This is a genomic window from Thermostichus sp. OS-CIW-30 (assembly GCF_054060215.1).
Window position 1 is genome coordinate 44,543 of the sequence record NZ_JBSSCZ010000013.1, and the last position, 14,695, is coordinate 59,237.

Annotated in this window: 10 protein-coding genes; 3 read left to right on the top strand and 7 right to left on the bottom strand. The window is 57.6% G+C overall.

Annotated elements, in window-relative coordinates; all coding sequences use genetic code 11:
* The first annotated feature begins 440 nt into the window (after positions 1-440).
* Positions 441-968, top strand: a complete 528-nt coding sequence (locus ACVWZF_RS07085) for a ribonuclease H family protein (RefSeq protein ID WP_457411176.1) — start codon at positions 441-443, stop codon at positions 966-968.
* 60 nt (positions 969-1,028) lie between these two features.
* Here ACVWZF_RS07085 and ACVWZF_RS07090 read toward each other — a convergent pair whose 3' ends face one another.
* On the bottom strand, positions 1,029-3,752 hold the full coding sequence (locus tag ACVWZF_RS07090) for a glycosyltransferase (protein WP_457411178.1): 2,724 nt from the start codon (positions 3,750-3,752) through the stop codon (positions 1,029-1,031).
* Between the two features lie 872 nt (positions 3,753-4,624).
* Here ACVWZF_RS07090 and ACVWZF_RS07095 point away from each other — a divergent pair.
* The gene (locus tag ACVWZF_RS07095) at positions 4,625-6,268 is read left to right on the top strand and encodes a DUF3352 domain-containing protein (RefSeq protein WP_011432965.1); all 1,644 of its coding nucleotides are present in this window, start codon (positions 4,625-4,627) and stop codon (positions 6,266-6,268) included.
* Positions 6,269-6,315: 47 nt separating this feature from the next.
* Here ACVWZF_RS07095 and ACVWZF_RS07100 read toward each other — a convergent pair whose 3' ends face one another.
* The 6 genes from ACVWZF_RS07100 to ACVWZF_RS07125 all read right to left on the bottom strand — a co-directional run bounded on the left by ACVWZF_RS07100 (position 6,316) and on the right by ACVWZF_RS07125 (position 13,371).
* The gene (locus ACVWZF_RS07100) at positions 6,316-7,059 is read right to left on the bottom strand and encodes a response regulator transcription factor (protein WP_011432966.1); all 744 of its coding nucleotides are present in this window, start codon (positions 7,057-7,059) and stop codon (positions 6,316-6,318) included.
* Between the two features lie 68 nt (positions 7,060-7,127).
* On the bottom strand, positions 7,128-7,886 hold the full coding sequence (locus ACVWZF_RS07105) for a sensor histidine kinase (protein ID WP_011432967.1): 759 nt from the start codon (positions 7,884-7,886) through the stop codon (positions 7,128-7,130).
* A gap of 109 nt (positions 7,887-7,995) precedes the next feature.
* Complete coding sequence (locus ACVWZF_RS07110; RefSeq protein ID WP_011432968.1) at positions 7,996-9,474, bottom strand: sensor histidine kinase; 1,479 nt, start codon at positions 9,472-9,474, stop codon at positions 7,996-7,998.
* A gap of 144 nt (positions 9,475-9,618) precedes the next feature.
* Positions 9,619-10,605 (bottom strand): pentapeptide repeat-containing protein, encoded by a 987-nt coding sequence (locus tag ACVWZF_RS07115; protein ID WP_011432969.1) that lies wholly within the window; start codon positions 10,603-10,605, stop codon positions 9,619-9,621.
* A gap of 141 nt (positions 10,606-10,746) precedes the next feature.
* Positions 10,747-12,306: a hypothetical protein gene (locus ACVWZF_RS07120; RefSeq protein WP_041436421.1), complete on the bottom strand. Its 1,560-nt coding sequence runs from the start codon at positions 12,304-12,306 to the stop codon at positions 10,747-10,749.
* 147 nt (positions 12,307-12,453) lie between these two features.
* Positions 12,454-13,371, bottom strand: coding sequence for a CoB--CoM heterodisulfide reductase iron-sulfur subunit B family protein (locus tag ACVWZF_RS07125; protein WP_457411180.1), 918 nt, complete (start codon positions 13,369-13,371; stop codon positions 12,454-12,456).
* 319 nt (positions 13,372-13,690) lie between these two features.
* On the opposite strand from ACVWZF_RS07125, the gene ACVWZF_RS07130 reads away from it, so the two are divergent.
* Positions 13,691-14,443 (top strand): hypothetical protein, encoded by a 753-nt coding sequence (locus tag ACVWZF_RS07130; RefSeq protein ID WP_071818158.1) that lies wholly within the window; start codon positions 13,691-13,693, stop codon positions 14,441-14,443.
* The last annotated feature ends 252 nt before the right edge of the window (positions 14,444-14,695 follow it).

The window sequence follows — 14,695 nt, forward strand, 5'->3', positions numbered from 1 at the left end:
ATTTGGTGTCTAAATAGATATTTCTTCGAGATTGAGCACTATATCTGATCAAGACGAAATAAGCTCAGTTTTGACGCGCTGGTCTCTAGTGTCTGATGCTTTCCAGTATCTGCAATGATTTCTGCAAAAAAACGCAGGGATCTCTCGCCGGTTTGGCCTACTCACCGAATTCGAGAGATATCATGCGAGTATTCATCACCTCAACACACCACTCCTCCCCCAGATTTTCTGGGGGTTTTTGTTCGTACTGTTTTTAACCTTGTGCGTCAGTGTCACGTAAGCTGATGTTGACGGGGTTTATGCTGCTAATAGTGTGAAACAAAGCTTTTCTGAAGCTGAATACACTAAACAGTGGTGCCGGCACGCCCTTCTGCAATAAGATGCAGTGTCTGTTGTCGAGCCGGGATCCCAAATCTTCCCGTTAGCATCGGATGAGCACCATGACCAAGGTTTCACGGATGCACAGCCGCAAAGGAGCGGGCCCCAGCCGTCTGGTTGCCTGCCCCCACAGTGGCATCTTCACCGACGGGGGATGTTCTCCCAATCCGGGGCCAGGGGGATGGGCTGTGGTGGTGGTTCAAGATGATCAAATTGTGGAAGAGTTTTGGGGAGGGGATCCCGATAGCACCAGCAACCGCATGGAGTTGACCGGCCTCATCCGGGCTTTGCGGTATTGCCGCCACACCCAGGGCAACGGCGTCGATACCATCTACAGCGACTCCCACCTTTGCGTACAGACCTACAACGACTGGATGGATCGCTGGGCAGCGCAGGGGTGGCGGCGGCGCACCGGGCCGGTGGAAAACTTGGATCTGGTTCAGGAACTGTATCAACTAAAGCAGCAGTGCCCTCAGGTGCAGGTGGTTTGGATCCCAGCCCACCAAGGTCTGCGCTGGAACGAGTACGTGGATGGGTTGGTTGCCCAGGCTCGAGCCAGAGTGACCCTTCCTCCAGAAGTTAGGGATTGAGGTTTCACACCGGCAGTGCGGGCACTGTGAAACTGGTTAGCAGCGAGATGCTTGCCAAGACTACAAGGCTGTTAGGCTTGGCTTGACTGCAAGGTGCAGAACTTCCTGAATTGTTTTAGCCATGCGCTCCCAGGTAAAAGACTTAACCCACTCTAAGCCTTTCCTGACTTTCTCAGCGCGCAACTTGGGATCCAGAACCTGAACCAGGGTGTCCGACAAAGAGTCCTCTACATAAAATGCAGCTTCTCCTCCTACTTCCACTAAGGCAGAGTTGGGATAGATAATGACAGGGGTCCCACAGGCCATGGCCTCCAATACGGGTAGCCCGAACCCCTCATATGCACTTGGGTAAACCAGCGCCACGGCATTCTGGTAGGCTTGAACCAACTGCTGCAGATCTAGATAAGCATTCATAACAGGTTGCGGAGCTGCCGCCTGTCGATAAGCCTCTGGAGTCGACCAGGAATGAGTGCAAAGGACAGGGAAAGGCTTATAGGACCACTGCTGATAAGCTTCAAAAAATAACTCCTGTCGTTTGTAAGTGCCTTGGCGGCATCCAATCAGCAGCCAGTGCTTGGGAATAGCTGAGGGATCCGGCTTGAATACACTGGTGTCAACCCCAGGGTAAGCTACTACTGCCTCTTTGCCAGTTAGACGCAGCAAGTCACAGGCCGTGTTTTGGCTAACAGCTACAATGCGAGCGGCTGCTTCAAGGGCTGCGTGCTTTTGGCGCCACATGGGATCTGAGAGATCCCAACCCAGCACTTCTGGGATCATGTCATGGAGCAGGAGCACCTGCGGAACGTCAGGGGGCAGGTAGGTATAGTAGGTGCTCATAAAAACCTCGGCCCCTGACCAAATAAAAGCTTGTCTCAACTCAGGATCATCCCAGCGGGCGTAGCTAAAGGGGTGACCCTGCATTCTCTCGACACCCTGGGGTAGCTCTCCCATGCCACCCCGATCGTAGAAAGTGATGCGAATCCCCAGCTGAGGCAATTCCCGCAGTAAGTTGCGCCAAACTGTAGCAATACCAGTTTGGAACATCTGGAAGAACACCCCGTCCACAAATAGGTGAAGACGTTGCCGCACCTCTACCACCAAGGGATCCCCGTATGCCCAGGGGAAAAAGGGCTGCAGGGAGCAGGGCTTTTCCGCTTTTTGCAACTCTTCCCAAGCTCTGACAGCTCCTTGGTAGCCGTAGTAGGATTCCTTAAACTCCACCTGCTTTCGCAATGCATAGGCATAGTGGTCAAACACTAAGCCCTCTGCTTCCGTTTGGTCTGCGGTCAGAACCCTCTCGGGAAGTCGTCCCTTTCGGATCAACACAGGTGGCGCGTGAGTTTGCCACTCGCACTCAGAGGGATCCCATCTCCAGACCCGCCACCACTCCATCTGGGGGTTGTTGCCCCACTTACCTTTGTTGTCCAGGACAAGATTGGGGCCCACGAAGTAACGACAGTAGAACTGGGCCGCCTCTAGAGTGGGATCTGCTTCAAAGCGTCGATGAACCCGCCGGATTTGTTCGACTGTCCAAATTTTGTCTGCATCTAACTGCCACAGCAAGCAGGGATAGTCAGGTTGGGCTGCCCTGACCATTTCAATTTTGCCATCCCAAAACTGGCCATCGGGCTTCTGAACAAGCCGAACACGGCTGTCTTTGGCTGCCAAGTCCCTCAAGTATTTGACCGTACCATCCAAGCTGTGCCCTTGAAAGTACCTCTCAGGAATCCGACCACCGTTGGCTAAGCTCCACCCTGTGTCATGGCGTAAGGCAGCAACGCCCTCGACCACCACCCACTGCCAGGGGATCCCTAGCTTATCCAACTCGCAGAGGGTGGAGTAGTGGCGCTCAATGTACGGCTCCCCGTCTAAAACAATGGTGAAGAAGTGAATGGGAAGAGTGGCTCTGCTGTCTTTAAAGATGGCAAAGCCTTTGCGGACATTTCCCCAGCAAATGAGTCGGTAGCCATAGCTGGGGAGCTCCGTCAAGCAACGGCTGTTCTTAAAAGCGAAGATGTCATCCAGGGCAATATACTTGGGGCGAGCGCCCTGTTCCAAAAAAGCTTGGAGGTCATACCAGCCCGTAAACTCGCCGCCGTCAATGAGAAGAAGGTCGGGGTTGGGAACTCGGCTTGCCCCATCTGTGGGAACAGACTTGAGTAAATCTTGTCCCTCCTGGTGCCATTCCAGAGCCTGCTCTCGGCTATAGGGGACCCAGAAGCTGGAGCAAGATTTCAGCCATTCTTCCACCTCCTCCACTGTAGCGATCCTAGGTTGGGCAGCAGCGTGAATGGGGACACAGCGGGGATCCTTGCTTACCCTTCTAGCCAGCTCTTTGTAGCGCTCAGGATGAGCTTCTATGCTGTAGATGCGAACAGAGTTGGGAAGGGCGTAGCGCAAAACAGCTGTGGATTCTTCTCCACTACTGGCCCCTACCTCGACCACCACCCGCAGGGAGGGATCCCTGCAAATTTCTGCAAGAGCTGCTCCAAAAGGCTCATCTAGCCGGATTTCTGGTGGGATATACCACTCTGGCCAGGCGGAGTCGCCGTTCCGTTTCTGATTGACCCAGCGGCCATACGCAGCAGCAGCTTCTCGATGATAGAAGGAACTGGCTGTGGGTAAAAAGGCATCAGCCTCCTCCTGAGAGAGGTCACGAAGGTATTGAGTAACCTGAAATAGCCACAGGCGCGCCACTTCCTCGCCTGTCTGGGGATCGTAAAGAGAGTTGATAAAGGCATTTGGAGGCCAATCTTCTAGAATTTGCTTCAATACTAACCACACCCAATCCTCTTCCCCAGCTCTAGCGAAGCAGTCAAGGCTGTGCGCCAGCAGCTGAAGTCTATGGTGGTGGTGTACAGGAAGCTTTAGGGCTTCCTCCCGCATGCGTTCTGCAACAGGTTGATAGACAATCGACAGAACTTGCAAAAGTCGCTTTGTCTGTGGCCACAATAACCCTTCTAGAGATCCACCCCTGTACCTTTCTGCAAACTCAGGAGCGATGGAAAGAGCAATGGTCTCTAGGAGAATTGAGGGAATACTTTCTTGTTCGGCCTGGGCAAAAAAGGCAGAGTAGGATCCTTGCCAAAATAAAGTTCCCAGCTGTTCAAAGTTGGTGGCTTGCGTCACAGCTAATGACCCCCATTGATCTTCCTGCTAGAGAGAAGGAGTAGCTCTGCTTAAGCTCAAGCATAGCAAGGATTGCAACTTCTGGCAAAGGGAGAAGTGTCATTGCCTGGGGAAAAGCAACATGTACAGGAAAGCTTCAAGTTTGTTGCAGGAAATGTTCAACTGATAACTATTCCTGTCTTGGCTGCTATCGCCGCGGGGCAAGCATTTCGTGGACTTTGGTTCACTACAGCTCCTCCAGGCCGAGTTTGGGATCTTATTACGCTACAACCTATTAAGAGGCTACAGGATACAGCTGTAAGCCTGCCTGTTCTGGACTCATCGGAATCAAGCCTCAGAAACACGACGTTTTGTATCCCTTGATCTGTGAACAGGCCGTAGGTTTACTCACAATTTAGACTATCTTGTTAGACTATCTTGACTTGTGCTAGAGTGGACCGTTTTTTCACTTACAGAAAATTTGGGTTTGCAGGCTCATGCCTAGATGCTACGATTGGCTATATCCACTAGCTGCTTAGGTAGCCGCCATGCAAGTCCAGCTTCATTCTCGGCTGCGCCCTCTCTCTCTGACGTTGATGGCGGTGGGGAGCTCTTGGCTCCTGGGATCCTGCCAACTCAGAGGGCCACAGGTACAGTTGACCGGCGATGTTCTGCCGGAAACCGCGCTGGTTCCCCAGTCGGCGCCCCTGGTGCTGACCTTTTCTACCCAACCGGAAGAATCTTTTCGCACTCACCCTGACCTTTTGGCCCAGTGGGAGAGCTGGACGGCAGAAGCTTTGGCTGAAACCGGCAAGGAGTTCTCTCGGGAAGAGATGCAAGCTTGGGCTGGCGAGCAATTCACGATGGCAGTGGTGATCCCCAATCTGGTGCCCGGAGCTGCCGAGCCGGTGCCTGGGATCCTGTTTGGAGCCAGCACCCGCAACGCTGATTTGTCTGGGCAATTCTTGGCCCAGGTGCGGCAACAGGCAGCAGCAGAAGGGGCCAACTTCGAGCAGCGCCAGGAGCAGGGGGTCACCCTCTATGTGCAAACCAACGGGGAGCCGGGCGAGCGATGGGTAACTGCTGAGTTTGGCAACCGCTTTGTGGCAGTGGCCAACGACCCAAGGGTGATGCAGCAGGCGATTGCTGTGTATCGCGGCGAAGCAGAGCCGATTGGCCGCTCCGAAAGTTTCCGCACCGCTGTTGGCGATCTGTATAAGAGCGGCACGCTGGCCTTTGCCTACTTCAACTTCCAGGCTTTGCAGGAGGATCCCGAATCTTTCAAAGACTGGATGCAGGATCTGGATCCGGCGACGCTGGGATCCCTGCAACCCCTGCGCTCTTTGGCCATGGCTGCCCACTGGCAGGAGCAGGGCCTACGGCTGCGCATGTTGACCCAGACCGATCCGAAAACCCAGGTGCAGGGGGGGTGGCAACCGGCTCGCGGCGAACTTATTCAGCGGCTGCCCGGCAATGCCCTGGCGGTGCTGACCACCCAACAGATCGCCCAGCGCTGGCAAGCCGTTATGCCTGAGCTGGAGAAAGATCCGCCGGTCAAGGAGTCGTTAGAGGAGCTGCGGGCTGAGTTTCGCGCCAATACCCGTCTGGACTTGGAAAAAGATCTGCTGGCTTGGATGGATGGGGAGATGGCCCTGCTGGTGGCACCGGATGCCCAGGCCCATCCCCTGTTGCAGGGCATGGGAGCAGCCTTGGTGATCGAGACCAGCCAAAAAGACAAGGCCAACGCGGCCCTGACTCAGTTGGATCGGCTGGCCCAAGAATCGGGAGTAGGGGTAACGGAGGCGGGTGGACAGGTGACGTGGGCGGATCCCTTGTTTAACCGCCCGCTTTTGACCCGCGCCTGGGAAGGCAACTATTTGATCGTGACTAGCAGCACGGCGGCGCTGCAAACCCTCGCCCAACGCCAGGGCAATTTGCTTCCCCAAACCGAGCCGCTGAAAACCCTCTACGATCAGTTGCCCAAGCCCAACTACGGCTACTTTTTGCTGAATTGGCAAGGGATCCGAACAGTGCTGGAGGCCACACTACCGGGTGGTTTGGCAGGCTTGGAGCCGGAGGCCCGTGAGCTGCTGACCCGCATCGATGGGCTGGGCATTACCAGCTACCCTGCCGGGGATCACGCCTTTGGGTTGGAGCTGCTGGTTACTGTGCCACCAAAGCCCCAGCGATAAAACCGTGTCTCACGTTCTTCAGTCTTCCTAGGGGTTGGGGGTGAGGGCTATAGCCGAATTAGGCCATAGGTAAGGGCATAGCGAACCAGCTCGGTGCGGCTGCTGGTGCCCGTCTTGTTCAGCAGGCGGGTCACGTATTTTTCCACGTTGCGCACGCTGGTTTGCAGCTGCTTGGCAATCTCCTTGTTCATCAGCCCTTCTGCCACCTTCTCCAACACCTGTTGTTCCCGCGGCGTCAGCTCTACCTTGATGGGTGGGGGCAGGGGGGTGGGGGCAGAGGTCTGGGCAGGCGTGGCTGTGGCAAGGGTGCGCTCCGACAGCAGGGCGCGAATCGAGGCCAGCTCGCGGGCCACCACCTCCGAAGGGCTGGCAGCGCGGGATCGCTCAATGAGATTGGAGACAATGGCCACCAGCTCCTCCGGATCGAAGGGCTTGGGCAAATAGGCATCGACACCGGCCCGGTAACCCTGGATGCGGTCGGCGGTCATCCCCTTGGCGGTGAGGAACACCACCGGCAGATGGCTGTAGGGCTCGAGTTTTCGCAGTTGGGCCAAAAATTGATAGCCATCCATGCCCGGCATCATGATGTCGGAGATGATCAACTGAGGCTGGGCCGTGCTGAGCAGTTGCAGAGCCTGCTGGGCGTTGGCCGCCGGGATCACCTCAAAGCCGCTGTCCTCGAGGTAGGCTTGCACCGCTTCCCGTAAGCCGGGTTCATCATCTACTAGCAGAATGCGGGCTGCTGGACTGGCAGCAGGGGGTTCGGGTTTGGCTGGGGGAGAAGAGGCCATCTGCAGCTCCTGGGTAGCGTTCAAGCGTTTGGCGGCACCTGCCATCCCATATCTCTACAATCTTCCTACTAACCTGTGGGCAATCTCAGGCGAAAACAGGAGCCTTGGGGGGAGCTTTCCACCTGGAGATCTCCGCCCATCCGGGTGGCCAGGTCGCGGCTAATGGCCAACCCCAGCCCCTGCCCTGGCTTAGAAAGATCTGCCCGAAAAAAGGGATCGAAGATCCGCTCCAGGTTCTCAGGGTGGATGCCGGGGCCGTTGTCGCAGACGGCAACGAACACTTCCCGTTGCGAAGCAGTTGAGGGATCTTCACCCAGCTCCACCTTCAGCCGGATCTCACCTGGGGGCGGGGTGTACTTGCAAGCGTTGTCGATCAGGTTATCAAGCACCTGGCGCAGGGCGCGCGGATCGGCTTGTACAGGGGGTAGGGAAGGGGGCAGAACGGCTTGAAAGTGGTGTCCCTGGGTTTCGGCCAAGGCTTGATAGATGGGGATCCACTCCCGCAGCAGGTCGGCCAAGGAGAGGGGCTGAAGCTGGAGGGGGGCCGGGATCCCGTCCAAACGCTCGAACTCCGCGAGCAGCTCCTGCAAATGCTTGCACTCCTGTTCAATGCTCAGGCCAATCCAGTGGTTGCGATCCTCGGGGGGCAAGCGTTTTTGCAATAACTTGGCCAGCGTGCTCAGGGCGGTGAGAGGATTGCGCATTTCGTGAAGCAAAGTGGAAAGCTGCTGGGCAGAAAGAGTGACCCCCTTAACCTTGGGTTCTCCGGCTCCGCAGACGGGTTCAGGCTCTGGATGGTGTTCAGCAACTTTTCTGGCTCTCGGCATGGATCCAATCCCTAGACTCTCCCGGCGCTGGCAGATCGATCCTAGCCCTACCTCCCCTGCAATCCGCCATATCAATCCTGAGACGCTATCGGGATCCCAACTGGGTGGCTTATAGCTGGCGGGGCAGGTAGATGTTGAGAATTTCCCCCCGACGGGCGCGATGGCGCACGGTGAGGTAGCCCCCCAAGGCGCGGAACAGAGTTTGGGTGACGGGAAGGCTGAGGCTCACTGCACCGGTATCCGGCTGCACGACCAACAACTGCCCAATCGCCTGAGGGGATTTGGGCTCTGAGGCAACAGTGGCGTCGCTGCCCTCAGGTGTGTTGACCTGAAACTGAAGTTTGACCAGCTCCCCTGCGCTGACCAACTGGGCGCGAATGTGGCTGCCAGCCGGCGTGCTGCGGGCAATGCGGTCGACCATGCCAAACAGCACCGCTTCCAGCGCCTTGGGATCGCTGACCACATCCGGCAGCTCATCGGGAATCTCCAACTCCAGTTGGGATCCCCGCCGTTCCACCTGCTCCTGCCAGCGAGGCAGGTTTTGCCGCACCAAGTCCACCAGCGCAATGGGCTCTAGCTGAAGCCGACGCCCCTCCTGTGGGGTAGCAGCGGGCATCACCGTTTCTGTAGCCTGGAAAAACAGCCCGAAGCGGTTGATTTGCTCGGTACATTCGCGGTCAATTTTCTCCACGTATTCCCGTACCCGCGACGGCAGATCGTGCCGCTTCAGGATGAGACTAACCAAGGTGCGGATGGTGCTGAGGGGCGTCTGGATCTCGTGGATGAGAGCCCGCAACAGTTCTGCCTCCGAAAGGCTGTTCTGTTGGCCTTGACCGGCAGGCTGGCCATGGGAAGGAGGAGACCGCCGCTTCTGCCAATCTTCTGGCCGGGTTGTGGGCGCAGGGGAGTTCTCGGCTCTGGCGGGGGGTAAGCGAGCGGGCGGGGATCCCGACTCGGCCAGGTTTCCCAGCAGAAGAAGGCTGCTGAAGCGGGCCAGCACCCGCACATGAGGCTCCATGAGGGGATGGTGCTTGATCAGCTCCTGCCAGAAGGGCAAGCGATCCGGCCTACCCTGTTGAACCCGCTGCTCTAGGATCTGCCAAGCCCGATGCACCACTTCCGGCTCAAAAGACACCATCATCCCCCTCTGCCGCGTGTGGGGGTGATGCCCTTGGGCGGCCACCGCCGAAAAAACAGGGGTGAGCACCAGCAAAAAAGGCTCCTCCACCAGGGGATCCTGCGGCAGGAGAGGGATCACCGTCTGGCCAGGGGTCAGAATCGACTCAGGGGACAAGTCAGGGGTAAACAGCCAGGGATCTTCACGGGCCAGCTCCCGCAGCTTCAGGTTCGGTTCTGGAGCGTCAATGGGCGACGGCAGTTGAGGCAGCGGATCCCGAACCACCCAGGGGGGCCACCAAGACACCGGCCCACCGATCACCACCCCAAACTGTCCAACTTCTTGCCATAGCTGGAGCAGGGCTGCCACCGTCTGCTGCCAGGAGCGCTCTCCTGCCCCCGGCAACCATTCCGGCAAGGGCAGATCGGCCCACAAAGCTTCCATCAAGGACAGAAATCGGCGGCTGTTCACGGATCTCTTTGACCCATCCTTCCCTTGTAGGGTAGCGGTTGTGGCCCCTCTGGGGCAGGGGAAAACCTCACCTTTTCCGGGGCGGATCCCCGTCTCACTCAGGGACAAGAATCCTCGTCCTCATACGGTAGCGAGTCTGTCCAATCAGCCTACCCGTCCATCCGGCAGAGTTGCCCCGCGCAAATTGGCCCCGCTGAGGTTGGCTGTGCTCAGATCGGCTCGGGTTAGGATTGCCTCGCCGAGATCGGCATTTTCCAGGTTGGTGCGGCCCAAATAGGCATCCACCAGGTTGGCACACCGCAAATCGGCCCCGGCCAGATTGGCCCGACTGAGATCCGTCCGCGCCAGTTTGGCCGAGCACAAAGAACTCGCGGAAAGATCGGCCCCGGCCAGATCCGCCTCGCTTAAGTTGGCCTCTGTCAAATTCACCTGGCGAAGTATCGCCTCCTTCAAGTTGGCCCGCGCCATCTGCGCCCCTTGCAGGTCTGCCCCCAAAAAAGAAACCCCCCTCAGGTCGGTCTCGCTCAGGATGGCCCCTTGCAAACGGGCTTGCTGCAGATTGGCCCCTTGCAAGTTGGCTTTGATCAAACTGGCCTCTTTTAGGTTGGCCCCGCTCAGGTCGGCCCGTGTCAAATCCGCTCCCGACAGGTTGGCTCCGCTGAGATCAGCGCGGCTAAGATTGGCGTTGCGCAATACCGCTCCCCGGCGGCTATCGAAACGGAGATTAGCCCCCCGCAAGCAAGCTCCCCCCAAGTTGGCACTGGTGAGGTTGGCCCAACGCAAATCCGCATCCAGCAGGTTGGCATCGATCAACAGAGCCAGCGTCAGGTTGGCCCCATGCAAATCTGCTCCTTGTAGGGTGGCGCCGTGCAACTGGGCATCTCTGAGATCCGCCTCGCTCAAGTCCGCCTGGCTGAGGTTGGCCCCACCAAGGTTAGCCCCGACGAGGTTGGCCTTCTGCAGCTTGGCTCGCCCCAAGAAGGCGAAGATCAAATTGGCACTGTGCAGGTTTGCTTGGGAGAGATCCACCCCGATCAAATCGGCCCGGCTCAGGTCAAGGGCGGCCAGGTTTTCGCCCGCAAAGTTGGTTCGTCCTGCCCGGTAAAGCCGGAGCAGATCCTTGGCGTCCATAGATGGAGGGGGGAGAGCTCAGAAAAGCGAGAGGGGATCCAAACTAGCGGCCATTCTAGAAGAAAATCAAGGCGTTTCCCCAACACTCGGCGCGGCTGATCGTGAGTGTTGAACGGGATCCCCAAACAGCGGGTTTGAGCTTCAAACCAGCCCGAACAGACGGCGCTCTGCCTCCTCCATGCGATCCAAGAAAGCAGCAAATTTGGTGGAGATCTCCCCCACTTCCTGCAAAAAGGCGCGTAGTGTTTGGTACTTGAGAACCAAGGCTTCCTCTAGGGTGCAGGTTTGGAACTGCTCATCCAACGCCTTGCCCAACTCGCTCAGGGCCTGTTCGATAGCAGTCTTGACAGAGCCGACGCTGCGCTGCACCAAACGCATCACCTCCTGCTCCAACTGCGGCTTTTGCTGGGCCAGCTCGCTGCTGGCCAACACCTGTCTTAGGGAAGCATAGGGATCCGCCAGCTCAGCGGGCATTTCGGTAACCGCCTCCGGCAGAGCCTGTTTTGCATTGCTGACGCGCAGGGGCTGCACCAGGCGCCACTCCGATTGTTCTAGCTTTTTCAAGATCCCCATGAACATTGCGGCGGATCCCTCGACATCCCTCAAGAAGCCGCGCAGCACCTGGTGTTTGAGCGTCAGATATTGGGCGGGATCCTCATCCTGTAGCCCTTCGTCCAGGGCATTGCCCAACTCGCTTAGGGTATTCTCGATGGCAACCATCAGGGATCCGGCGCTGCGATGGAGCAGTTGGCAGCAGGGCTCTGGGAGCTCCTGTTGCAGGTCAGAAGAGGGGGCGGATGGTGTTGCCGGGGTCGCAAAAGCCGAAAGCTCTGCAGGCTCTTCCTCATCCTCTGGGATCCCAGCGTCAATCCAAGTCATGGAACCGGACAAGGACTCTGTCCTGCCGGCACGAACGGCATCTTCCGTATTCAGCCAATCCAGATCGGCAGAGGGGAGCTCGGCAGCCAACCCTCCAGCGGCGACCGTTTCCGGGGGCACCTCAACGTAAAGAGGCTTCAGCATCTGCAGCACGGCGTTGGCGGCTTGGCCATCCTGATCCGGCTCCTGCAACTGCTGCACCGCCTCCTTCAGCCGGGTTTCCAGTTCTTGGGGGGAGTGGCAGGCATCGTAAAGGGCTCTGAGCAGTTCGTCCAGGCTGTGGCGTCGCAGGGCGGCCAACCCTTGCAGGGTGGGCTCTATTTTGTGGTACAAAGCCGTGAACAGAACCAGCTTGGCCCGCAAAGGACTGGTTTGCCGCATCACCCCTGCCCGCAACTCGAAGGGATCATAGTCTTGCTTTTGCAGTCGTGGGCTTCCATACTCCAAGGACAAGATAGGCGAGGGTGCGGCCCAAGCTGATGGCTCCTTGGGCGAGGGCATGAGTGGGCTAGAGGGATCCGCTTGGGGCTGTTGATACAGGGGCTGTAGCTTGCTTAGCAGCATCTTGGCGATGCGAGCATACTCGGCTTTTTTGTTGATGCGGCTAATGGCATCTCGAAAGCGCTGGCCCAAAGCATCAAGGGTAGCGTGCTGGCGGCAGAGCTGCTCCAGCAGAGCTTTCAGGTCTATTTGGTTCAACTTGCTGACATCGCTTTCCCAAGTGCTGGTGCAGGCAAAGTAAACCAGCTTTTTCACTCGGTCTGCGTACCCGCCCTGCTGCACTTCTTGCACAACAAGGCCAAAGGGATCCGAGACAACCATAGGGAGCTGCCAAGCAGGAGTAGGTGGATCTAAGCTTACGAGGATCTTTGCGGTTTTTGAACAAGGACGGGTACCTTGCTGGGCAGAATAACACATCCTTCCCAGACCTGATGTTTGCCCAGGGATCCCCCAGCCATCAAGTGGGATTTAGCGGCCTATTTTTTGCAGGGCTTTTTCCACCTGTACTACATGGCGGTTCAGTCCCAAGTTTTTCGCCGGGATCCCCAGGGCCAGGCCCACCAATTGTGGCAAATGCAGGATCGGGATCCCCAGCTTGCGCCCGATCACCTGTTCCACCTCCGGCTGCCGAGAGTCCAAGTTGAGGTGACATAGAGGACAGGGGGTAACCAAACAATCGGCTCCCGCCTCTATTGCCTCTACGAGATGCCGGCCTGCCATCGAGAAAGACTGCTGCGGGGCGTAGCTGGAAATGGGCCAACCGCAACACTGGGTGCGCCCGCGATACCAAACGGGGGTGGCCCCCAAACGCTCGAAGAGATCCTCCATCAAACGGGGATCCCGTGCCACATCAAAGCGGGAGATGTCGTAGGCCCGCAACAGATAACACCCGTAGAAGGCAGCGCAGCGCAGTCCCAGGAGAGGCCGTTTGACCTGTTGGGCCAATCGCTCCAGGCCGTAGTCATGAGCCAGCACCCACAGCAAATGGCGCACATCGCCTGTGCCCTGGTAGCAGCTCTCGCAGCCTCCTTTCTGGCACAGGGCCTGCACCTGGTGAAAGTACTCTGGACTCGCGGTTTTCGCAGCCTTCAACTTTTCATTCACGCGGCCCAGCACTCCCTGACAGGTGCTGCAGTGGGTAAGCATCGGCAGCCCCAGCGCTTCCGCCAAAGCCAGGTTGCGGGCATTCACCGTATCTTCCAGCAGCTCCGATTCTTCTTTGAAGGTGCCCGAACCACAGCAGGAAGCGGCTTCCAGCTCCACCAGTTCAATGCCCAGATGCCGCGCAATCTGGTCGGTGGAGTCATACAGCTCACGACAGGCCCCCTGGGCCACACAGCCGGGGTAGTAGGCGTAGCGCAAAGGTGAAGGAACAACCGCGGTCATGAGAAGACGTGAGAAGAAGAAGAGAATTGGGTTTGCGATCTCAACGGTAATAACAATCCATGGATCCATTGCCCACACAGCAGAGCACTGGCCTGCCTGCAGAGCGGGAACCCAGAGCTTAAGATCCTACACCCATGCGCTGCCACAGCACATCCGTTGCTGCCCAGGACAGGGAGTTTGTCAAAGCTTCCCTATTTATCTGCCCCTATTTTGAAACCATTCGGAGCCGATACCCTATTTTTCTCCCTGCCTAGTGCCTCTCTGGCCGATGTCGGGTAGATTTGGCGGTAGCCATCGCTGAGGAATCGGTCAACGCTTTATGAACAGCCCGATCCAGGATTGTGAGCCCCCCGTTTCACCTCGCTCTAAGCAGGGCAGTCTGGGTTGGAGCCTTCCTCTAAAAGGTTGGGGATTTGGCTTGTTTTTCGGATCCCTAGTTTGGGCAGGATGGGCAAGTCAACTCCAGCTATGGGCCCAGCCGGTCGAACAGCAACCCCAGGAGGAAGTCCTTGTGCCGGGGCGCAATCTCGATCCTGGGGCGCAAATCCGGGTGCGTAACGAGCTGGTCAAGACCTGTGGGGACTATCGTTGCGAAGGCTATCGCTTTTCGGTACGGGTACCGATCAGCCCTGAAGACACCCTGGAAACTCTGCTGGGGCGGCTGGATACGGAGATGCTGCGGGAGGTGGATCGGGTGTTTCAAACTCGGCCCGATCTGAATCGGGTCATTGTCGATGGCTACGTCTTCTCGGGTACTCCCGCTTTTGTCAGCCGGGAAGTGCTGCTGCAAACAATGTTTGTGCCCCGTCACCGTTGGGAAGTGGGGCGCTTTGGGCCAGAGCAAGATGCGATTTTCTATGCCGAGCTGTTGGGACAGGTGACGCCCTTTCTAACTCCATCCCCAACCCCCACGCCTACACCTGGGCCTGTGCCTGGAGAAGGTGTGCCCCCTCTGCCCCCGCCTCCTGGGGAAACTCCTCCCATAGAGGCAACGCCTACCCCTCAAGAAACCCCAGCCGCTCCACCTCCACCTCAAGGGGATGTAATTCAGCGGCAGCCGATTCAGCCCTGATGGGTTTGTTGGGTAGCTGAGTCTGGGTTGTGAAGGATCCCTCGTTATAGTCATTTCAAACCAGATTGAGATACTCCCCAAGCGCTCCGCGCCGCTGCCCTTACCCCCAGTTTCTCTCTGGGAGAGGGAGTTAGGAATCGACATAACGAACCGTTTCACTGCTGTTTGAAATAACTAACTATAATTTGTGACCAGGCCGGTGCCCTCCCAGTTGCCGTGGGGTTGAGTCCTGAGCCGAGGTGATCTAGGCTT

Excerpts from the sequence above, each read along its gene's own strand:
- ACVWZF_RS07085 (WP_457411176.1), top strand. The coding sequence starts at position 441 with ATGACCAAGGTTTCACGGATGCACAGCCGCAAAGGAGCGGGCCCCAGC.
- ACVWZF_RS07095 (WP_011432965.1), top strand. The coding sequence starts at position 4,625 with ATGCAAGTCCAGCTTCATTCTCGGCTGCGCCCTCTCTCTCTGACGTTG.
- ACVWZF_RS07100 (WP_011432966.1), bottom strand. The coding sequence starts at position 7,059 with ATGGCCTCTTCTCCCCCAGCCAAACCCGAACCCCCTGCTGCCAGTCCA.
- ACVWZF_RS07105 (WP_011432967.1), bottom strand. The coding sequence starts at position 7,886 with ATGCCGAGAGCCAGAAAAGTTGCTGAACACCATCCAGAGCCTGAACCC.
- ACVWZF_RS07115 (WP_011432969.1), bottom strand. The coding sequence starts at position 10,605 with ATGGACGCCAAGGATCTGCTCCGGCTTTACCGGGCAGGACGAACCAAC.
- ACVWZF_RS07120 (WP_041436421.1), bottom strand. The coding sequence starts at position 12,306 with ATGGTTGTCTCGGATCCCTTTGGCCTTGTTGTGCAAGAAGTGCAGCAG.
- ACVWZF_RS07125 (WP_457411180.1), bottom strand. The coding sequence starts at position 13,371 with ATGACCGCGGTTGTTCCTTCACCTTTGCGCTACGCCTACTACCCCGGC.
- ACVWZF_RS07130 (WP_071818158.1), top strand. The coding sequence starts at position 13,691 with ATGAACAGCCCGATCCAGGATTGTGAGCCCCCCGTTTCACCTCGCTCT.